General features: G+C 69.8%; 22 protein-coding genes. 6 read left to right on the forward strand and 16 right to left on the reverse strand.

From position 1 onward, the window contains the following. Positions 1–14 precede the first annotated feature (14 nt). Together ABZ382_RS03805 and ABZ382_RS03810 are read left to right on the forward strand one after the other, a co-directional pair. Entirely contained in the window at positions 15–872 is an 858-nt protein-coding gene (locus tag ABZ382_RS03805) for a peptidylprolyl isomerase (protein WP_357083483.1), read from the forward strand. A 400-nt stretch (positions 873–1272) separates the two neighbouring features. Then, positions 1273–1836 (forward strand): hypothetical protein, encoded by a 564-nt coding sequence (locus ABZ382_RS03810; RefSeq protein ID WP_357083486.1) that lies wholly within the window; start codon positions 1273–1275, stop codon positions 1834–1836. Between the two features lie 76 nt (positions 1837–1912). Here ABZ382_RS03810 and ABZ382_RS03815 read toward each other — a convergent pair whose 3' ends face one another. From ABZ382_RS03815 to ABZ382_RS03835, 5 genes are all read right to left on the reverse strand, one after another. Next, positions 1913–2350 (reverse strand): DUF4913 domain-containing protein, encoded by a 438-nt coding sequence (locus ABZ382_RS03815; RefSeq protein ID WP_357083489.1) that lies wholly within the window; start codon positions 2348–2350, stop codon positions 1913–1915. After that, positions 2347–4248 (reverse strand): TraM recognition domain-containing protein, encoded by a 1902-nt coding sequence (locus ABZ382_RS03820; RefSeq protein WP_357083492.1) that lies wholly within the window; start codon positions 4246–4248, stop codon positions 2347–2349. Before ABZ382_RS03820 ends, ABZ382_RS03815 begins: the two co-directional genes overlap by 4 nt. 37 nt (positions 4249–4285) lie before the next feature. Then, complete coding sequence (locus ABZ382_RS03825) at positions 4286–4822, reverse strand: hypothetical protein (RefSeq protein WP_357084036.1); 537 nt, start codon at positions 4820–4822, stop codon at positions 4286–4288. 128 nt (positions 4823–4950) lie between these two features. After that, a complete protein-coding gene (locus ABZ382_RS03830; RefSeq protein WP_357083494.1) occupies positions 4951–5232 on the reverse strand; it encodes a transposase in 282 nt (93 codons plus the stop codon). A gap of 23 nt (positions 5233–5255) precedes the next feature. Then, positions 5256–7223 (reverse strand): hypothetical protein, encoded by a 1968-nt coding sequence (locus ABZ382_RS03835; protein WP_357083497.1) that lies wholly within the window; start codon positions 7221–7223, stop codon positions 5256–5258. Between ABZ382_RS03835 and ABZ382_RS03840 the strand changes: the two genes are divergently transcribed. Continuing rightward, positions 7218–8726: a hypothetical protein gene (locus tag ABZ382_RS03840; RefSeq protein ID WP_357083500.1), complete on the forward strand. Its 1509-nt coding sequence runs from the start codon at positions 7218–7220 to the stop codon at positions 8724–8726. The two genes, ABZ382_RS03835 and ABZ382_RS03840, sit on opposite strands and share 6 nt — an antisense overlap. 9 nt (positions 8727–8735) lie before the next feature. Here ABZ382_RS03840 and ABZ382_RS03845 read toward each other — a convergent pair whose 3' ends face one another. The 9 genes from ABZ382_RS03845 to ABZ382_RS03885 all read right to left on the reverse strand — a co-directional run bounded on the left by ABZ382_RS03845 (position 8736) and on the right by ABZ382_RS03885 (position 15603). After that, positions 8736–10226, reverse strand: a complete 1491-nt coding sequence (locus ABZ382_RS03845; RefSeq protein WP_357083503.1) for an SCO6880 family protein — start codon at positions 10224–10226, stop codon at positions 8736–8738. Next, positions 10223–11695, reverse strand: coding sequence for a hypothetical protein (locus tag ABZ382_RS03850; protein WP_357083506.1), 1473 nt, complete (start codon positions 11693–11695; stop codon positions 10223–10225). The genes ABZ382_RS03845 and ABZ382_RS03850 overlap by 4 nt, the downstream gene beginning before the upstream one ends. Positions 11696–11759: 64 nt before the next feature. Next, positions 11760–12587: a hypothetical protein gene (locus ABZ382_RS03855; RefSeq protein ID WP_357083509.1), complete on the reverse strand. Its 828-nt coding sequence runs from the start codon at positions 12585–12587 to the stop codon at positions 11760–11762. Between the two features lie 67 nt (positions 12588–12654). Further along, on the reverse strand, positions 12655–12966 hold the full coding sequence (locus ABZ382_RS03860; protein ID WP_357083512.1) for a hypothetical protein: 312 nt from the start codon (positions 12964–12966) through the stop codon (positions 12655–12657). Beyond that, entirely contained in the window at positions 12966–13256 is a 291-nt protein-coding gene (locus ABZ382_RS03865; protein WP_213556317.1) for a hypothetical protein, read from the reverse strand. Before ABZ382_RS03865 ends, ABZ382_RS03860 begins: the two co-directional genes overlap by 1 nt. Beyond that, positions 13253–13381: a hypothetical protein gene (locus ABZ382_RS03870; RefSeq protein WP_357083515.1), complete on the reverse strand. Its 129-nt coding sequence runs from the start codon at positions 13379–13381 to the stop codon at positions 13253–13255. The genes ABZ382_RS03865 and ABZ382_RS03870 overlap by 4 nt, the downstream gene beginning before the upstream one ends. 2 nt (positions 13382–13383) lie before the next feature. Continuing rightward, a complete protein-coding gene (locus tag ABZ382_RS03875; protein WP_357084039.1) occupies positions 13384–14040 on the reverse strand; it encodes a hypothetical protein in 657 nt (218 codons plus the stop codon). An 8-nt stretch (positions 14041–14048) separates the two neighbouring features. Next, positions 14049–14924: a hypothetical protein gene (locus tag ABZ382_RS03880; protein WP_357083517.1), complete on the reverse strand. Its 876-nt coding sequence runs from the start codon at positions 14922–14924 to the stop codon at positions 14049–14051. A gap of 16 nt (positions 14925–14940) precedes the next feature. Further along, a complete protein-coding gene (locus ABZ382_RS03885; protein ID WP_357083521.1) occupies positions 14941–15603 on the reverse strand; it encodes a hypothetical protein in 663 nt (220 codons plus the stop codon). A gap of 303 nt (positions 15604–15906) precedes the next feature. Here ABZ382_RS03885 and ABZ382_RS03890 point away from each other — a divergent pair, with 303 nt between their 5' ends. Further along, entirely contained in the window at positions 15907–16668 is a 762-nt protein-coding gene (locus ABZ382_RS03890; RefSeq protein ID WP_357083524.1) for a 3-hydroxyacyl-CoA dehydrogenase, read from the forward strand. 21 nt (positions 16669–16689) lie between these two features. Here the strand turns inward: ABZ382_RS03890 and ABZ382_RS03895 are convergent, their stop codons facing one another. After that, entirely contained in the window at positions 16690–17466 is a 777-nt protein-coding gene (locus ABZ382_RS03895; RefSeq protein WP_357084042.1) for a metalloregulator ArsR/SmtB family transcription factor, read from the reverse strand. Between the two features lie 217 nt (positions 17467–17683). Here ABZ382_RS03895 and ABZ382_RS03900 point away from each other — a divergent pair, with 217 nt between their 5' ends. Together ABZ382_RS03900 and ABZ382_RS03905 are read left to right on the forward strand one after the other, a co-directional pair. Beyond that, positions 17684–18760, forward strand: a complete 1077-nt coding sequence (locus tag ABZ382_RS03900; protein WP_357083527.1) for an alpha/beta hydrolase — start codon at positions 17684–17686, stop codon at positions 18758–18760. A gap of 46 nt (positions 18761–18806) precedes the next feature. Next, positions 18807–19616, forward strand: coding sequence for an SDR family oxidoreductase (locus ABZ382_RS03905; RefSeq protein WP_357083530.1), 810 nt, complete (start codon positions 18807–18809; stop codon positions 19614–19616). A gap of 7 nt (positions 19617–19623) precedes the next feature. On the opposite strand, the gene ABZ382_RS03910 is transcribed toward ABZ382_RS03905, so the two are convergent. Continuing rightward, a complete protein-coding gene (locus ABZ382_RS03910) occupies positions 19624–20031 on the reverse strand; it encodes a hypothetical protein (RefSeq protein WP_357083533.1) in 408 nt (135 codons plus the stop codon). Positions 20032–20118 lie beyond the last annotated feature (87 nt).

The following is a 20118-nucleotide window of genomic DNA, read 5'->3' on the forward strand; positions in this document are numbered from 1 at the left end:
CGGAGGGACAGTTAGTGCCGAGCAATGAACAGCGACGCGCTGCGGCGAAACGGAAGCTGGAGCGTCAACTCGAGAACCGGGCCCAGCGGGCGCGCAAGCGCAAGCAGCTCACCATCGCGGCGTCGGCGCTGGGCGTCGTGGTCGCCGTGGCGGCCGGTGTCGGCATCTACTTCCTGACCAAGGGCGATGACAACAGCACGAGCGCGAAGGCGTCCGAGACGCCCGACGCCTCGCTGACCGCCGCTCCCCCGCCGGCCGCGAAGGCCAAGCCGGCCTCGGTGAGCTGTGAGTACCGTCCGTCGCAGAAGCCCGCCGACAAGGCGGTGAGCGCGCCGGGCACGGCCAACATCACCACCGCCGGTCAGGTGAAGGCCACCATGGACACCAATCAGGGCCCCATCTCCATGTCCCTGAATCCGGGCGAATCCCCCTGCACGGTCAACAGTTTCGAGTCGCTGGCCAAGCAGAAGTACTTCGACGCGACCAGCTGCCACCGCATGACCACCGGTAAGGGTCTGCAGGTGCTGCAGTGCGGCGACCCGTCCGGCACCGGAATGGGCGGCCCCGGTTACGAATTCGACAACGAGTACCCGACTGACCAGTACGGGCCGACCGATCAGGCCGCGCAGTTCCCGGTCGAGTACAAGCGCGGCGTGCTGGCCATGGCCAATGCCGGCCCGGGCACCAACGGCAGCCAGTTCTTCCTGGTCTACGGCGATTCCCAGCTGCCGCCGCAGTACACCATCTTCGGCACGGTCGACGAGGCCGGGCTGGCCACCCTCGACAAGATCGCCAAGGGCGGCGTCGCGGGCGGCGGTCAGGATGGCAAGCCGGCCATGGATGTGAACATCCAGTCGGTCCAAATCAACTGACCAGCATGGTATTTCGGCCCCGGCGCGAATCGCGCCGGGGCCGTTGCTTTTCCGGCGAAAGTCTCGGGAAGGTCCCGTTGAACCTCTCGCCTAAGGCTTCCCTAACCAAAGAAAATCCTGAGTTTTCCCTCACCTGCCGGAATTGTGCGATATATGCTGGATCGCGACGCGCGCGTACGGCGGTTTCGGAGTTTTCGCTGGTAATCTCGTAGAACGGAGTACCAAGGCGAAGTAAAGCCCATCGGGCAATCCCCACTCGGGCCGGCGCTTCGCCCCATGTTCTCCGGGTGTCCGCGTTTGCAGGCGGGACGACCTATGCGCAACCACCGTTCGTGTAGCGATGTCCGTGACGAAGCACCATCATCCATAGTGATCCAACTGCAGCATCGGGGAGCAGGCAATGGCCGAGGAACTCGACGACATCGGCCGCGAAACGGCGGCGATGATGAGGCAAATGTTGCAGCTCGCGACACTTGTCGCGCTGCGCACCCGGGAACGTGGCCAGAAGGAAGCGGAAGCGCGTGTGAGGGTCACCGAGGCCCGCCAGAAGGAAGGCCGCGAGCGCCGGTTGCGTGAGGCGGCCGATGCCAAGGCCCGCGATCCGCGTAACCGTGAACTCTCGCGAATCCTGGAGCGCCCCACGCTCGAACGCGGTGGCGTGTCCCTCGAGAAGGATCGCTTCTCGGCGGCGACCGAGGCCTCCCGCATGGCCGCGCAGCAGGCCGGTCGCGGTGGCGCCCGGTACGACTCGGTGGAGCGGCGAACCGCTCTGGCCCAGCATCTTTCGCGGATGGGGATCTCGCCGGAACTGCAGTCGGTGCGCATGCTGATGGAAGTCGGTCAGGCGCAGTCCGCTCAGGACGCCGTGCGAATCCGCGAGCAGGAGGCGGCTCAGCGTCGCGTCCGCGAGCAGGAATCCCACGAGCGGGAGCGCGAACGCGCCCGCTCGCGCGAACGAGTCTGAGTACCAGTCGTTTCGGCCGTTGTGATGTGTACCGTGGCGGATCGCCTTGCGATCCGCCACGATCCGTTTCCGGGGCCTAGAGCGGGAACTCGCCCATGGTGGGGTTGCTGAACAGGCCCTGCTGCGGCGACTTCAGCGGCAGCGGCGTCAGCATGTCCTTGTGCCCGTTGCGCACGCTGCAGTACTTGAACGGGCCCTTGGGGTCGAACAGCTTCGCCATGTGCGGGTCGGCGTGGTCGAGGAACCACACGCTCAGTCCGGTCTTGCCGTCGTGGCGGAAGTGTTCCCACGCCCGCCACATGGCGTCCAGTCGCGCGACCGCCTCGGCGTGCTTCCACCATTCCGGACACCACACGGTGTCGCTGATGTCGGTCACCTGCCGGCGGTACACCAGGCTCAGGTAGTTCTCGACGAACTCGACCACGCTCTGGTAGACCATGCGCTGCGGCTCGTCGGGACGACGGCCACGGGAGTCGTCGAAGGGGAAATTCTCGGGGTGCTGCTCGTCGCTCACAGCGGTCGGACCTCCTTGGGAGCCGCGACATCCGGGATTGTCTCTTTGATCAGCGCGGGACTGGTCAGATCATCGATGGTGGTCTTCTTCGTCGGTGACGGGTCGTGCGCCTCGATGGAACGCTCCACCGCGGCCGCGTCGGTGCCCTCCCACCACGGGACGGTGCGCAACAGCACCGCTGGTGTGCCGGAGGAGAACAGGATGGCGCGCCCGCGCGGCAGGGTGGCCAGGGCGTGTGCGTTGAAGGTCCGCGAGGAGCTCAGCGAACGCGAATAGCTCTTGCCGCCCTTGGATTCCGACACCGACTGAGCGATCGAGTCGTAGTCGCCGATGGCCTCGGAGCGCTGTTGCAGGAAGGCCATGTCGTCGATGCCGCTGCCGATCACCTTGATATTGGCCGCGCCCCACAGCGCTTCCATGCCGTCGGGTCCCCAGCAGCGCGCGCCCTGGGCCCAGGACTGCAGCACCGTCATCACCACGATGCCGCGAGATCCGAAGTGGCTGTACTGCTTCGGCAGATCCTTCCAGCGCACCACGTTCGCGGCCTCGTCGAGCGCGGCCAGCAGCGGCACCGGCAGGCGGCCGCCGGGCGAGCGGGAGGCCTTGTGGGTGGCGACCTCGATGACCGCCGCGGTCAGCGCGCTCACCAGCGGCGCGGCCGAGCCCCGGCCTTCCAGGGACAGGCAGTACAGGGTGCCGTTGCCCTCCAGGAAGGCCAGCTCGTCGAAGGGTTCGCGGCCGCCGTTGGGGATGATCCACGGCTGGATGTGCGGCAGTTTCAGGCAGCGGATCATGGCCTTCGCGCCACCGAAGATGCCGTCGCGGGTACGCACGTCGAGGTTGTACTGCCCGGCCAGGCCCTCGGCCATGTAGTGCTTGGCGCTGCGGCGCAGGATCTCCACGGGCGTGGTGTCGAGCGGGTTGTTCACCCATTCCCACGCGCGCAGGATATTGCTGCCCTCGAGGCCCGCGGCCAGGAACAGTGCCGCGAGCAGGTCCTCGGCTTCGGGGTCGAAGTAGGAGTCCGCGCCGCCGCCGGCCGAGGGGCTGCCCTCGGCGTCGGAGAAATGCCCGGCCAGGCTGACCGCGCGCACCTCGGCGCCCGGGCGGTGCACGTCGACCCAGGCCAGCGGATCCCAGTACCACTGGGGTTCCTGCTGGGCCTGCCAGTCGTGCGAATCCGGGGCCACGCCTTGCGGATCGAAGACGAAGATCGGGGAACCCTTGCCCGCGCGCACATCCCGGGTGGCATCGACGACGTCACGCTTGTTGGAGGTGACGACCACCGGGCCGATGGCGGCCAGCACCGCCGGGATGACGCGGGAGGTGGTCTTGCCCTGGCGCGGACCCCAGATGTCGACCTGCAGGTCCTCGTAGGAGCCGTACATCATCTCGCCGTCGGCGACCGACATGCCGATCGGAATGCCCGGCACCAGCGCGTCTCCCGGCCGCATGAGCGAACCGGGGATGACCTTGTCGCCGGTGAGGTGGGTGTGCAGCGGCACGCCCATCTTCCCGGCCTTCTCCCGCACCCCGGCCAGGGTGAGCGCCTTGATCGCGCCGCCGGACCCCATGTGGTCGGCCTTGTCGTCGATGGCCAGACGGCCCTTCTTCGAGGCCTCGGCGCGGTGGCGCTTGTAGTACACCCAGCCCGCCGTTCCCGCGACCACCAGCAGCACGATGACGGTGGCGGCCGTGGGCCAGCGCACCTGACCCTTGATCAGGTTGACGACGATGGCGATCGGGTTGATCGGCAGGTTCTGGCGCGGAGAGCTGAGCAGATTGCCCAGTTGAACTGCCAGCCACAGGGTTCCGAAGATATAGAAACCCGCGTACACGAGGTGCAGGGTGCGGTCTGGACCCGGATCCGCCGGGTCCTGCACCGGTGTCTTCGCCATCTCTATCCTCCTGGGATGACCTGTGAGTCGTTGCCGCTCAACGGAATTCGTCCAGCAACCAGCTACCGCCGGGGCCACGCACGACGGTGGCGACGACCGTGGCCGGGGGTAGCTTTTCCCGCTTGCCGTCCGGGTGGACGACCGTCTGCTCGATACCGATCTTGTACTGCTGCCGGTTCGGGTCGGCGCCCGCGGGCGCCTTCTCGCCGGAGGCGAACGCGAACGCCTCGACGTGCGCGTTCTCCTTGGCCCATTCGGCCCACCGCAACGTCGGGCGCGGTGTGTCCACGGCGGTGGACGGGCTGTCCAGCGTGCGGATCAGGGTGGGGCCCAGCCATTTCCGGGCGCGGCGCAAGGCGTCGCCCTCGGATTCGGTGGCCGGGTTCCAGGTGTAGATCTGCTGCAGCGCCGCCACCGCGACCCCGTCGGGGGTGGTGGGGTCGGGCGCGGGCGCGACCTCCAGCAACCGGGTGGTGGTCGTGGGCGCTTGCCCGGCAGGCGGATTCGAGCCGCCGCCGTTCGAGCCGCCGCCGGAACAGGCGGTGGCCAGCATCGTGACGCTCACCACCAGCATCACCACCCCAATCGGACCACCCTTCCAGGCTAGTCTCCGGGTGCGGCGCGCGCGCCATACCAGCCGGTTTCGGTGCTCGGCGTGTCCAGCCCCGTTGCGGCCGTTCGGGTCATCGTCGCGGCAGCGGCTCATGTGCCGCGCTTGGCGTCGTGGAGGGTTTCCACCAGCGAGCGATTCATCTCCGCGGCCGCGGCCAGCTGTTGTTGCAGCAGCGCCACCTTGCGGCGCAAAGCGACCGCGTCCATCCGCTCGAGGCCGGGGGTCTCGGCGGCACGCACCCAGTTGCGCACCGAATTGGTGTGCACGCCGATCTGTTCGGCCACCACCCGGCACGCCTCGGATTCCGAGCGCAGCTTGCCGGTCAGCGCGATGACCTGTTCGACGGCGGCCTGCCGGACCTCCGGCGACACTCTTCGATACGACCGGTGCGGCATCATGCGGCGCTCCCCTCGTCCGAGCCGGACTCCGTGCCCGCGCCGCGGGTGGCGGTGGTCTCGGTGAATTCGCTGAAACGCTGGTTGGTGTCGTGGATTCCGCTCTCCCGCTCGGAGATGGTGAACTCCATGTGGAACGGGATGCCGGGGCGGCGGTCCTCGCCGATCTTGAGCAGGAACTTACCGGTGCCGGGCGCGGGCGGGCGCTGCTGACCCGGTTTGAGCGCCTCACCGGTGAGCGCCTGCGGCGCGGACCAGCTGGTCACCATGTCCTCCTCGGCGGCGGTGAACGGCACCGTGGAATCCAGACGTGCGATCTCCTCGGCCGGCAGCGCGCCGAAGATCTTGGCGCGCGCGCGTTCCAGGAAGCCGAGCGCCTTGGCGATGGCGGCCTCGGATCCCAGCGCCTGCAGGTCCTTGATGGTGTGGCTGATCATGATCAGCGAGGTGGCGATGCCGCGCTGCAGACGGGTGAGCTCGTCGACGCGGTCGACCATGAAGTCGCCCAGGCCCAGCACCTGCCACAGCTCGTCCATCACGACCTGGAAGTAGCGCTGCGGGCCCAGGTCGGCGTCGGCCAGCACGTGCGCCGCTTCGACGGACGCGAATCCGTCGGCCCAGCAGGCCAGCATGACGGCGGCCTTGAGCTTCTTGTCGCCGGTGGGGATGTGGGAGACGTCGATGCAGACCGCGGTCGCGGTGGTGTCGATGGGAGTCGTGGTGCGGCCGTTGAAGATCGCGCCGAACGGGCCCTGGGTCAGCGCGCGCAGCGAGCGGCGCAGCTCCTTGATCGCCTCGGCGTACTCCTCCTCGTCGTCGGCGCCCGCGTCCAGGCGCAGTTCGTCGCCGCCGGCGACCACCACGTCGAGCAGGTCCTCCATGATCGGCGGGTTCTCCGGGGTGAAGCCGCTGCCCTCGCGGTAGAGGATGCGCAGGCTGGTCGAGATCAGCGTCTCCTCGAAGTCGCGCACCCGCTCGCCTCGCACCAGTTCCACCAGACCGGCGACCAGGCTGACCTGGCGCGCCCGCATCTCCTGCATCACCTGGGTCTGCAGCTCCGGGAACTCGTGCAGCAGCGGCACGATCGAACCCAGCACACCGGCGGCGAGCGGATTCAGCTTGCCGTGGCCGTAGCCCAGGTCGATGACCTGGCCGCCGACCAGCTCCACCAGTTTGCGGTAGTCGGGCTTGACGTCGGCCAGCACCAGCGGCGTGATGCCCTGCGCGACACCGCCCAGCACGATCCGGCGCACCAGCGAGGACTTGCCGAAACCGTTGAGGCCCAGCACGAACAGGCTGGGCGCGGTGATGAAGCTGCCGCGCATGAACCAGTTCATCGGGTCGAAGCAGACCGGCGCGCCGGTGTGCAGATGCGAACCCAGCGGGGTGCCGATGAGCGGCGCGCCCGCGCCGACCGACCATGGCCACAGGCCCGCGACCTGCGCGGTGGTGGCGCGATACTCGACGGGACGGCCGACCACGTTCATCCGCCCGCCGCCCGCGCCGATATAGCCGCGGTCGGTGAGTTGTGCGGTGGTCCGGTCGAATTCGTCGTAGTTGCCGTACTCGATGCGCTCGGCCCGCGCCGCGAAATTGCGCCGCCGCAGGTCGTCGGTGTGCAACCGGAAGGTGGCCCAGGCCGCCTTGATCCCGTTGCCCTCCCGCGCGGTCACCTCCAGCTTGGCCCGCTGGGCGTCGTCGAGCAGCTTCGGACCGGACTGCTTCTTCTTGGCCGCCGCCTTGCGCGCCGCGGCCCGCTTGGCCGCCGCCGCCTCCCGCGTGGCCTGATCGAGATCCTTGTCCCGCTTGTCCTTCCGGAGTCCGCCGCGCCCGCGCTCCTCCGCGGTGGACCGCTCGGGGCGTCCATTGCGCGTGGGCCGGTTGCGCGCCGGGCGCTCCCCCGACTCGCTCTCGGGCCGCGCCGATCGCGCCCGCCCGGGCGTTCCGGTGCGGCCACCCAAATGCACGCGATCCGCGTCTGTCGCTCGGCCGCGTCCTTCGGAACCGCTGCCGCGCCGCGCATCCCGATCGCCGTCACCGGGCCGCGCGTCTCGGTCGCCGTCACCGCGTCGCGCGTCCCGGTCGCCGGTGCCGCGCCGCTCCCGTGGGAGGTCACCCTCGCCGCGCCGGTGACCATCAGCGCCTCGGTGACCGTCCGCACCTCGGTGACCGTCCGCGCCGCGGCGGCCGTCAGTGCCACGGTGGCTGTCCGCGCCGCGGCGGTCACGCCCGGGATCACCGTCGGCACCGCGATGGCCGTCGGCCCCGCGGCGGTCACGTCCGGGATCTCCGTCGGCGCGTCGGCGTTCACGCCCGAGTTCACCGTCCATACCGCGCCGTTCACGTCCGGTGTGTCCCTCGCCGTCACGTCGTGCACGGCCGGTAGGGCTGTCGCCGTCACGCCGTCCACGCGCGGAGTCGGTCTCGGCGCTCCGGCGGTCACGCCCGTCGCCGCTCTCGGCACCGCGCCGGGCGCGGCGGGGATCGTCGTCAGCGGGGCGTTCGCGGCGTGGGCGCTCGCCGGTCTCACCGCGGCGCGCCGTGTCGGCTCCGGGTTCCACGTCACGAGTCCGCTTGCGGTCCATGCGATCCCCCTCGGTCCGTTCCGGCCCGCGCGCCCGCCCGCGTTCCGCGGCCACGTCCCCGGAGCCCGCGCCGTCGCGCATCGCTGCGCCCGGGTCCGTCGCACCGCGCACCGCGAGCTCGCGCCCACGGGACACCGCGTCACCTGCCGACGGCTCGGACGGGCGGCTGTCACCGAGAACCGCAGTCGAATCGGTGTTCTGGCCACCGGGTTCGAGGGCGGGCAGGGCCGGAAGCCGCCGCTTCGGCGATGTACCGCTCCGCTCCCCGGCGATGTCGTCGCGACCGGTCGGTTCGATCGCCCCGGAAACCTCCTGCGTGCCACGGATCACCGTTGCCGCCCGGGATTCCACCGGATCCGGCCCACCGGCTTCCACGCGCACTCCGGCCGGCTCGAACCGACCACGGTCCGCCGATGCGCCCGGTTCCCCGGCCCGATCGCCGAGTCCCGGTGCGGGAACGACCGATTCGGCACGATCGAGCGAAGCCTGACCGCTGGTCGAGTGGGACTCCGGCTGCCCGTGCCCCTGCCCGGCCGCTCCCTGCTCCGCGCCCGGGACCGGATCGTCCTGTCGCGCACCGAGAGCCGCGTTGTCCCAGGCTCCGCTGTCGGCGCGGCGCACCTCGCCTCCCTCGGCACCGGACTGCGCGGCGTTGTCCGCGAACTCCGCCGAGTAGTCGATCGGGGTGTCGCGGCGGAGCATGCGGCGGTCCGGGAGGGTGCCGCGGCGGGGACGGTGCTCGTCGCGCATGACGCGAGAGCCGGTGGGCGGGTACGGGTCCGCGTCGTCGTAGGGTTCGGCGGGAGCCTGCTCTCGCCGCGAACCGCGGCGCGCAGGGGGTGGCGCGGCGTCGCGTTCGCGGACGGGCGGGTCGAGGTCACGTGACATGGTGGGCTACCCCGCGAGTGCTTTCGGGATGGTGGCGTGTTCGGGGAGGATCACCCCGCAGCCGAGGGAGGCCGCGAAGGCCGCGGCCTGATAGCGGTAGCAGCGGCGGATCTTCAGACGGGCCTGGGTGGACAGGTCCCGGGTGATCGACTCGATGCGGGGCAGATCGCCGCGCAGCGGTTCGGTGATGGTGACCAGCGCGCCGAAACGGGTGACACCGTGGCCGCGGGCCTGCTCCTCGCGGGCCTGCTGGGTGGCGCCGACGCGCAGGGTGGCCGCCGCGGACACCACGCCGCGCTCGGATTGCTGTGCGACGAGGGCGTTCTTGTAGTCGTCGTCCACGATCTGGGCGGCGTCACCGGCCGAGTGCGGGCGGTAGACGATGGTGATGCGCTTGCGCGGCACCTCCGGATTCGGCGCGAGCAGCCGCTGCAGCACGCGTTCGTCGACCGCGCCCTCGGGGGCGGTGTCCATCTCCCAGGTGACCGAGCGGCCGCCGTCGTGGATGAAGTGGTCCCAGCGCTCCTCGTGCGAGACCGGTCCGGCGTCGGCCCAATCCAGGCCGTGCCCACCGGGTTCGCCAGCCGCCACCTCGAGGTCGGCCTGCGCGGCCGGGTCGTAGCTGCGGCGGATGAAGGAGATGATGTCGTCGGCGGCCATGGGCTGGCAGCGCACGCCCGCCTCGGCCAAGGCCGCGCAGATGCCGGGCAGCCGGCGGCCGATCTCGACCGCCTCCTCCGCCGGATTCTTGCGCCGCTCGGCGGTGGTCGCCTTGAAGGTGATGGCCACGCGCGGCAGCAGCTGCACCCGTTCCTGCGGCAGTTCGGTGGCCAGCTCGTACATGACCTGCTGGGCCAGATCGGGCGCCTCGGGCCGGGTGATGGCGGAAACCTCGGTGAGCAAACGGTTTCCGGTCTCGGGCACGGTGTCGATGACCGGCACCACCGCCACGATGTCGGAGGTCTGGCCCAGCGAGGCCAGGAAGGTGCCCCACGCGCCGACCCAGCGGTCGATGACCGGCTGGTCGACGGCCTCGTGGCCCTGCGGCCAGGCCCGCAGCACGACCGTGTACTGGGCGAACTGCGGGAGGTGGATCATGCCGAAGCTGTAGCCGCCCGCGTCGATGCCCTCGTACAGGCGCGACGGGGCCATCAGCCCGGGCAGCCGGGTGACGCCGCCGGGGATCCGCGAGAAGCGCCCGCCCCGGTACACGTGCTCGCCCTTGGACCGGCCGCGCAACCAATGGAACATCATCAATCCGTTCTCGTAGCCGGAGCGGCCCCCCGTCCGCCACACCAGTGGAACCATCACGACCGTGCCGATACCCGCCACCACGGCGGCCGGTTGCGGACCGGCCACCAGCGCCGTCAGCAGCGCGGTGATGACGACGGCGAATCCGACCACGGTCTCGCCCCAGCGCAGGCCGAAAAGGCCGGCGCTGCGGGGCTTCTGCCACAGTCCGTACGAGCGCCGCTCGTAGGTGTCGGTCATCGTCATCGCGGGATGGTGCTCCTGCCGAGGTCGGGTGCGCGGTTGGCCCAGCGGTCACCGGCGACGTCGCCCGCGGTCGATTCGGCCTTGCCCAGCGAGGCGGTCGCCGCCCGGGCCTGCGCGACCCGGCTCGCCACCGCGGACGCGCCTGACGGTACTGCGCCGCCGCCCCCTTGGGCCGCAGGACTCGCGGCCGCGCCGCCACCGGCGGGACGCGGCGGCGGGGTCGGGCGCGGCGCGCCGCCGCCACCCGGGCCGCCGCCGGGACCGGGCCGGGGCCGTCCGCCCCGGCCGCCGCCGACATATCCGGCCGAACCCGGACCGGCGACCCCGCGCGGGGCCACCGCGCGCGAACCGACCGCGCCGAGCGCCGCGATACCGACCAGGGTGCCGGTGGTGGCGGCCAGACCCGAACCGCCGGAACCGACGATGGCCACCTCACCCGCGGTCGCCAGACGCATCAGCGCGGGCAGCACGAACGCCACGGTGCCCAGCAGCACGATGGCGACCAGCATGCGCTGGGCCTCGTCGGCGTCGGGCAGGTTCGCGGTGCCGGTGCGGTCGTCGGTGACGCCCGCGGTGGTGAAGGCGATCATGTAGACGATCGCGGCGACCGGCTTGTACAGCATGAACGCGATGATCCAGCGAATCAGCTTGTTGTAGGACGACATTCCGATGCCGGTGCCCGAGCCCGCGGCGGCCAGCGGCAGCACGCCCGCGGCGACCACCAGCATGCCCTGGCGCACGATGGCCAGCACGATCTGCGCGAGCGCCCCGAGCAGGCCGACGATGGCGATGATCAGCACCAGGCCCGGCGAGAACGCCTGCAGCTTGGAGGTCTTCACCATCAGCTCGGCCATGTTCTTGGCATTGCCGTTGGTGGAGTCGTTGATCACCCACTCGGAGAACTTGTCCGAGGCCTGGGTGGCGGCCACGATCACCGCGCCCAGCATCCAGGAGCTGAACACCACCCGGGCGAACATCCAGAACGAGTCCGTGGCCTGGTCGACCGCGGCCCCGCGTCTGGCTCGCGCCAGTTTCAGGCCGGTGAGTATCACCGAGGTCATCAGGAACAGGATCTGGACTTGATAGGTGTAGTCGTTGATCTTCGTGAAAAGTGTTCCGGCGTCGCTGACTCTCTCGTTCGGGATCTTCATCCAGAACGTGAGCGCCAGGATCAGCGCCTCACCGAGACCACTCATCAGCGAGTCCACGACCTTGCCGAAGGTGGAGTCCCACGCCTTGTCGCGCACGGTGTTGGCCACCTCGTTCGGGTGGGTGGCGACATTGCCGGCCTTGCACGCGGCCGAGGCCGCGTCGCCGAGCGAGATGCCGGGTACACCCAGTCCGTCGAGGGAGTCGTGTAATTCGTTGCAGGCCTGGTCGAAACCGTAGGTCTGGCCGTAGGCCACCGTCGGGGTCGCGATCATGACGGTGAATACGACCGCGAGAATCGTGACTAGCCGCCTCAGCATGTGGTCCACCTCTCGATGGGTCGCGATGCCATATCTTCTGTTGTCACCTGTGGAGCTGTTGTCGTCACCAACGGGTCCACCCCGCCAGCGAATCCACGTACTCGGTCTGCGAAGTCCGCGACGTGGAGGGTTTGAGCCGCCAGTCGCCGGCGTCCCAGACCATGATCAGGCGCACCGCCGCCCACAACTGCCGGTTGTCGACGACGGGCCCGCGCGCGGCGAGCCGCACGATGGCCATGTCGTCGGCGTAGTTCTCGACCTGGAAGCCGTCGGGGGCGACCAGGTAGCGGGTCACCTTCTCGGGCTGCTGTTTCGGCAGTCGCTGATCGGCGAGCGCCTGGTCGTAGGCGGTGAGCTGTTCGGCGGGCACGCGTACCTGCCGCACGTACAGCTCCCGGTCCGCGGGCCGGGCGTTGAGCCGATAGGTGATCTGCGCCGCCGCCAGGGCAGCGCCCTGCGGAGTGTGCGAATAACCCACGGCCAGGCCGTTTTCCAGGCGAGCCGGGCCGTCGGAGGTGGAGAAGGGGACCGACGCCCCGTACACCCGCTGCCAGCCGTGCGGGTCGGTGATGCCCAGCGGGGCCGCGGTCAGCCAGTCGGTGTCGGTGGCCTTGCGCTGCTTGCCGGATTCCTGCGGCAGGGGCTGGCCCGCCGTGTTGTTGGGGATGTCGATGCGGCGGCCGAACAGATCCACCTCGGGCGAGGCGAATCCGGTGGCGCCGGTGTCCGAGGTCGCCGGCGTCGCGCCGGGGTCGGGTTTGGCGCTGGGCTTGGCGTCACCGTGCCCGAAGTAGACCACCAGACCGGCGATCAGGATGACCGCCACCAGGGCGGCCGAGGCGATCACGCCGAACGAGACGCCGTCGCGCTCGGGCGACTCCTTCTCGCTCATCGCAATGCCTCCACGGTGTCGTGTACAAGAACGTGTGTGCGGGTGGTCAATTCGGTTGACCGGCCCCTCAGGTCGGCAGCAGGGCCAGCGCGATGCCGCTGGCCGAGGTCGCCATGATCGCGCCCAGCAGGCTCATCACCACCCCGTGCGTCGCCTCGTTGGCCGCCAGGTCGCCGCGGAACGCGTACCACAGCCGGCCCGCGGCCAGGATCATCCAGGCCAGGCAGAACAGCAGGACGCACCACAGCAGCCAGTCGATCAGCTGCATCATCGGCCGGAGCACATCGGCCGGCATCTGCTTGTAGGCCAGCACGGCCACCGCGTCCGCGCGGGTGGAGAGCGCGGCGTGCAGGGCCTGCGGCACCAGCGCGGCGGGCATTAGGTGATCACTGCGTTCATGATCGTGCCCGCGCTGGTCGCGACGATGCCTCCGATCATCGCGCCGGCCACCATCTTCGGGGACTCCAAACCGCCTCCCGTCCATTTCTCCCAGGCGAACCGGCCACCGGCGTAGGTGATGCCCAGGATTCCCGACAACAGAACGAACCAGGTGAAGTACCGAACCAGTTTCAGCAACTTGTCCGACGCGGGCGGCGCCTCGGGGGTCGGGTTACCGACCTGGGCGAGGATCTGACCGTACGCGTCATGTACGGCGAGGAGCATGCTCATTGTCTGTCCTTCTCCAAAAGCGAACTGCTAGTAACAATCTCGCCGATCACCGGCCCCGCCGTCCAACCGGAGGCGGTGCCTACTTCGGAAATCTTTCCAGCACAATGCAATCCAAGGGTGTTCATGATCACTCCCCCCGGTCCGCGAACACGTCGCGGGGAGAGTCGAGCGCGTCCTGGGCGGCGGCCACGATGCCCGCGCCCAGATCCCGTACCGCCTGCGTAACCTCTTCCAACGGATCGGGTTTGCGCTTGCGCTGCACGGGCGGCGGGTCGCCGGGCGACCAGACCGGCAACTGGTCGGCTTCGACCAGCGTCCACTCCTCGTGCCAGGGCAGCTGCCACACCTGACCGGCCAGCGAACCGACCACGTCGCGGTAGCGGCGGATCTCGGCGGGCATCCGGCCCGGGCGCGCGGCCACCGTGATCAGGCCCAGCACCTCACACGAACCGGCCAGTCCGGCGTGATGCTGGCGCAGCAGGTCGTGGGCGCGGGTGAGCCCGGCGATGGTCTCGCGGGCCACCAGCACGACGAACGGGGACTCCCGTTCGAAGACGCCGGGCCAGCGCCGATACGAATCCGCCGCCGGCGCAAGCACATGCGCGAGGGTGGTCGCGCCCGCGCCACCGTGCACGCCGAGCAGCCACACCAGCGGCGCCCGGCCGCCACCGGGTACGGGTCGGTCCCACAGGGGTGCGCGGCGGGCTTCCGGTGGTGGCACCACACCGGCCGCGAGAGCGGCCCCTGAATCGATGTTCCGGTCGGCGGATCGGCGTTCCTTCATGGCTGCGGTCATGATGCCACTCCAGCAAGCAGGCGGCGATACGCGCGGCGTGTCTCGGCGGCCAGCTCGCTGTGCCGCACCAGCTCGCCCCGCGCGAGGTGTGCGTCATAGGGTATCTCGACGATCTCGTTCACCCAACCGTCCAAATGCTCGCGCAAATGTTCAGCGATTCGAGAATCGCTGGCGGGCAACTGATGTGAGACGACGATCGTGGTGTCGCCGACAATTCCTTCGCCGGGGCCCTCCCCCTGCCCGCCGAACTGGTCGTCGAGCCACTCCAGGGTGACGCGCAGCCGGTTGGCGGCGTCCACGCGCGCCGGAATCGCCAGTACCAGTGCGATATCGGCGTCCTCGAGCAGCGGGCGCAGGTGCCGGCTGGCGATCGGATTGCCGCCGTCGTAAACCGGGGTGTACCCGGATTCGCCGAGAGCGCGGGCGACGGTCAGGTAGGTGGCGCGGCGGCGCAGCGGCGCGGGATCGCGCCACAGCAGCCCGATTCCGGACGTCGCCCGCGAGAGGCACTCCTTGAGCGGCGCGGGCTCGTCGTCGCCGCGGCCGTAGAGCCAGTCCTGCAGGCTGATCGGGCTCAAGTGCTCGTCAGCGCCCCGCAGCGCTAGATCGCTGCCCGCGAAAGTGCCGTCCACGGCCACGGTTCGGTCACCGGCGGCGCCCAGCTCCCCCGCGATGCCGAGCGCGGTGGTCGTCGTCCCGGCACCACCGCAGCCTCCCACCACCAGAATCGGGCGCGGGGCGGGTCCGGACTCGCCGGAATCGCCACGGCGCTTGCGCAAGCGCACCACCGGAGTCTTGGAACGCGCGGCACGACCCGACGATTCGCCCACTTCGGGCACCTCGTCGAGCCAGCGGCTCCAGTCCTGATCCATTGTCTCCGCTCTCTTCTTATCCGGCCGGAACGCCCACGGTGGGTCCATGGTCGCCGATGATCGCGGGGGCCGTCATCTCGTTGTACGCCGCCGCGACCGCGATCGGGTGAGAACCGGCTCCGGCACCGGGTTCGCCGAGGGATTGCGCCGCGCCGCCATGGGAATTCAGCACATACAGGGCAACCGCGCCGACGATGGCCAGCAAAACAATGGCAACGATCAGGAAGGCGAGCGTGAGCAGCCGTCGATCCGGGAGTCGTTGGGCGAGTGCGGGTTCGGGGGTCTCGAAGGTCTCACGCCACTGCGCGGTGGTGTCGATGGCCGGGATGGCGGGTTCACCACTGTCCGTGGGGAATTCGATCACCGTGTTGCCGCGGTAGCGCGGCGGCGGGGTGTAGGAGTCGATCTCGCCGGTCTCGGTCATCCAGTCCGACCATTTGCCGTCGAAGCGATTGTGCCGCAGTACGGATTCGGGAACCGGCGGCAGTTCGACCTCGGGCTCGGTGTCGTGAATGTAGTGCGGGAAGCGGGCCGGGCCGGCGCTCTCGTCGAAGGCGGGCGTCTCGGGGTCCGCGTCACGACCGGGCGGTTCGGGGGTGGCCGGGTCGAGGGCCGGGTACCAGCGCGACTGTTTTTTGTACGACTTCAACATTCCCGCTGCGGGCACGTCGCTCGGCATCGTCTGACCCTCTCGGCGGTCGGTCGTGGCTGACGGTGTGTTGTCGTCGGTGATCGGTGGTACCGGGTGAGGCCGCCGGAACCACGTCGCCACCGGCTCCGCGTCCGAACGGTCCCGATCGGAAATTCTCTCGCATGAACAGGATTCCAACGACTCGACGCGCCGGACGACACTCCGTTCAATCCGCGCGTGCGCGCGAGTAGCAGGGTTCGTACGGTCTCGTGAACGCCACGCCGACGGGGCGGTCTTCCCTGCGATCCGAGCGGAATCTACATTAACAAGACCAAGAATTTTGGAGGATTTGTGAAGACAGCAGATATCGTCGCGGTTGTGACCGGCGGCGCGTCGGGACTGGGCATGGCCACCGTGCGGGAACTGCACTCGGCCGGCGCGAAGGTCGTTATCCTCGACCTTCCCTCGTCCGACGGCAAGGCTTTCGCCGAAGAACTCGGTGAGCGCGCGGTGTTCTCCCCCGGCGACGTCACCAGCGAGGCGGACGTGAGCGCCGCGCTGGACGCCGCTCAGGCGCTCGGCACCCTGCGAATCGCGGTGAACTGCGCGGGAATCGGCAATGCCGTCAAGACGGTCGGCAAGCAGGGCGCCTTCCCGCTGGAGGCCTTCTCCAAGATCATCAACGTTAACCTGATCGGCACGTTCAACGTGATCCGCCTGGCCGCCGAGCGCATGTCCGCGGTCGAGGAGGCCGACGGCGAGCGCGGCGTCATCGTCAACACCGCCTCGGTCGCGGCGTACGACGGCCAGATCGGCCAGGCCGCCTACTCCGCCTCCAAGGGCGGCATCGTCGGCCTGACCCTGCCGGTCGCCCGCGACCTGGCCTCGTACAAGATCCGCGTCATGACCATCGCGCCGGGTCTGTTCCACACCCCGCTGTTCGCGACCCTGCCGCAGCAGGCCATCGACGCGCTCGGCGCGCAGGTGCCGCACCCCTCGCGCCTGGGCGACCCGGCCGAGTACGCCGCGCTGGTTCGCCACATCGTGGAGAACCCGATGCTCAACGGTGAGGTCATCCGCCTCGACGGCGCGATCCGTATGGCCCCGCGCTAAGCAGCGGAACGGGTGGATGGATCAGGCGTGTGCCGCCTGTTCCATCTCCCAGGGGGCCTGCGGCAGCACCGCACCGGTCTCCAGCAGTGACTTGAGGTTGGCCAGCACGGCGGGCCAGCCGCTCGAAATGCCTTGTAGCATTTCCTCGTTCGGCAGATTCTCGTGGGTGACGGTGAGCCGGACGATATCCTGGTGCGGCTCGATCAGGAACGTCACCACCGACGGCGAGCGCTCCTCCTGCGGCGAGTCCTCGAACGTGACGACCAGGCGGGTGGGCTGGTCGGCCTCGAGCACGGTGCCGACGACGTCGAGCTTGCCGGAGCCGTCGACGCGGCGGTGCTCCCAGCGCGAACCCTCCTGCCAGTCCGACACATTGGCGTGGCCCCAGTACTGGGCGGTCAGGTCGGCGTCGGTCAGCGCCTTCCACACCTGCTCGGCGCTGGCGCGGATATAGGTGACGTAGACGTAGTTCGGCACGGTGGTGGTCATCGCGTACTCCTCTGCCTGGTTCTTGATGGCGCGCAGGACATCCAGCCGGGGGTGGTCGAAAACGGAGATCCAGCGCTGTTCGATGTCGTGAATCGGGGTCGGATTGATGTAGTGCACCCGTTCGCGGCCGCGGCGTAGCACGGTGACCAGCCCCGCCCGCTCGAGAATGTCGAGGTGCTGGGTCACCGATTGCCGGGCCATCGCGACCCGTTCGCACAGTTCCCGCAGCGTCTGACCGTTGTGCTCACGCAGCCGGTCGAGCAGCTGCCGCCGAGTGGCGTCGGCCAGAGCCTTGAAAACCGTGTCCATGTCGGGTTCGGGTTGCACGACTCAAATTATGCAGGCATTTACCTGCATAAGTCAACGGGGGTGGCGCACACGCCGGGACGCACCCCCGATTACGTGGGAATTTCGTTCTCGGACATGACAATCCGCGTTCCAGCGGTCAAGATGGTCAACGGCCTTCAGCCGAACCGACATCGTTGTCTCTTCAGCGCCTCCTGCCGTGGCGCGGACAGGAGTGCCCGTGGCGACCACGCCGCAGCCCTCACACCCCGTGCCCGCGGGCGAGGATCCCGCATCCGCGGTGAGCCCCGCGTCCTCGGTGATCGTGGAGACGATCCCCCCGGCCCGCATCGGGACCCGGCTCGTGCACCCCGTCCTGCGCACCACGCTGCAGCAGTTCCTGCGCGCCGGGGCCTGGGTCGCCGACCTGGGACCGCGTCCGGCCAACCTGATCTTCCGGGTGACCCGGTTGTCCGAGCAGCCCGCCCGGGTCATGGGCACCCCGCGCGGCACCCGCCGCGAGACCCTGCGCTTCGAGCACTTCGAGGCCGAATGGCTGTGGAGCGCACCGGTTCCCGATCCGCGCGTGGACCGCGACGCCGCCATCCTCTACCTGCACGGCGGCGCGTTCATCGCCGGTGGCCTGCACAGCTACCGCCGCCACACCGCGCGTCTGGCCGCGCTGAGCGAGCTGCCGGTGCTGACCGTGGACTACCGCCAGCTGCCCGACGCGCACCCCAACGAGAGCCTCGCCGACGCGCTCACCGCGTACCGGCACCTGCTCGACGAGGGCTTCCCGCCGGAGAAGATCATCGTGGCCGGCGATTCGGCGGGCGGCGGGCTGGCATTGCGGCTCGCGCTCACGCTGCGTGAGCGGGAGCTGCCGTTGCCGGTGGCGCTGTCGGTCACCTCGCCGTGGGCCGATTTCGACTCCACCGCCCGTCTCGCGCACCCCAACAGCCGCGACGACGCGGTGCTGCCCGCGCTCGGACCGGACATGGTGGTGCGCCGCGGTATCGCGGTGGACGGGGAGCTGGATCCGGCGTGGTCGGTGGTGAATCACGACTTCACCGGCCTGCCACCGATCTTCCTGCAGGTCGGCTCCCGGGAGATGCTGCTGACCGACGCGCTCGCGGTGGCGCGCCGGGCCGAGGCGGCCGGGGTGTCGCTGCGCCTGCAGATCCGGCCCAGCGCGCCGCACACCCTCATCCACCTGGGCGCGGATCTGCTCGCCGACGGCCGCGACGCCGCCCGCGACGCGGCAGAGTTCCATCGTGCGATGATCGATCCGGGTCGCCTCGGCCGCAGCGCGGCCTGACCGCGAACACCGGCGGCGGCCCGATCCCGCGATCCGAGAGGCTCCGATGTCCCAGCCCGACAGCGCTTCCCGCACCGCCGTCCTGGTCACCGGCGCGGCCGCCGGGATCGGCCGCGCCATCGCCGCCCGCTTCGCGCGGGAGGGCTGGACGGTCGGTCTCTATGACATCGACGCCGACGCGGTGGCCCGCACCGCCGCGGAGATCGGCGGGCACACGATCACCGGCGCGTTCGACGTCACCGACGCGGCGGGCTGGGATCGGGCGCTGAAGGAATTCGCCGGGGCGACCGGTCGTCTCGACCTGCTGGTCAACAACGCGGGCATCCTGGTGTCGGGGGCGTTCGGCGAGATCGACGTGGACCGCCAGCACCGCGTGGTGGACGTCAATGTGAAGGGCGTCCTCAATGGGTGCCACGCCGCGCTCCCCTATCTGCGGCGGACGCCGGGCAGCCGGGTGATCAACCTCGCCTCGGCGTCGGCGCTCTACGGACAGCCCGGACTCGCCGTGTACGGCGCGACCAAGGCCGCGGTCCGCAGTCTCACCGAAGCCCTCGACCTGGAGTGGCGGCAGTACGGGATTACGGTCAACGATCTGCTGCCGCTGTTCGTGGCGACCGACATGATGACCGAGGTGAGCCGCGGGTCGAAATCCGCGACCACCCTCGGCGTGCGGCTGACCCCGCAGGATGTGGCGGAGGCGGTGTGGCGGACCGCGTCCGGGCGCGGACCACTGCGCGGCCCGCACGTACTGGTCGGACTACAGACCAAACTCACCGGCCTGGCGATGCGGTTGTCCCCGCCGTTCGTGACGCGCGCGATCGTCGGCTGGATCAGCAAGGCCGATTCGCTGCACTGACCGCGGTTCAGAGGGCGGCCAGGTCGCCCACGACGAAGATGATCAGGCCCACCGTCAAGGTCAGCGCGCCCGCCACACCGAGTGGCATGGTCTTGGCCTTGTCCGCGAATTCGTCCTCGACCCCGGTCAGCCAGTTGATGGTGTCCTTGGCGGCGATGAACGCGCCCGAGGCCACCACCAGCGCAGCGGCCGTGATGTTCCAGCCGTCGGGCAGATCCGACAGCCGGGCCGCCCAGACCATGCCGAGCACGAGCGCGCCCTGCAGGATGGCCCCGACGTGGGCGACATTGAGATAGCGGGGAGCGGGTGGAGTGCCCTCCCGCTGCCGCAGCGCGATCAGGGGATATCCCAGCAGCGCCCCGTAGGTGAGGGTCAACAGTCCGCCGATGATGAGGATCTTGTCCGTTGCCGTCATGACGACCCCTTCCGGATGGCTTCACGATAGGAGCGCCCGTCCGGGGCCGCCCGGATTCACCCGAATCGATGCCCGACCTTGATCCGG

Source organism: Nocardia sp. NPDC005825 (assembly GCF_040630175.1).
Taxonomy (GTDB): Bacteria; Actinomycetota; Actinomycetes; order Mycobacteriales; family Mycobacteriaceae; genus Nocardia.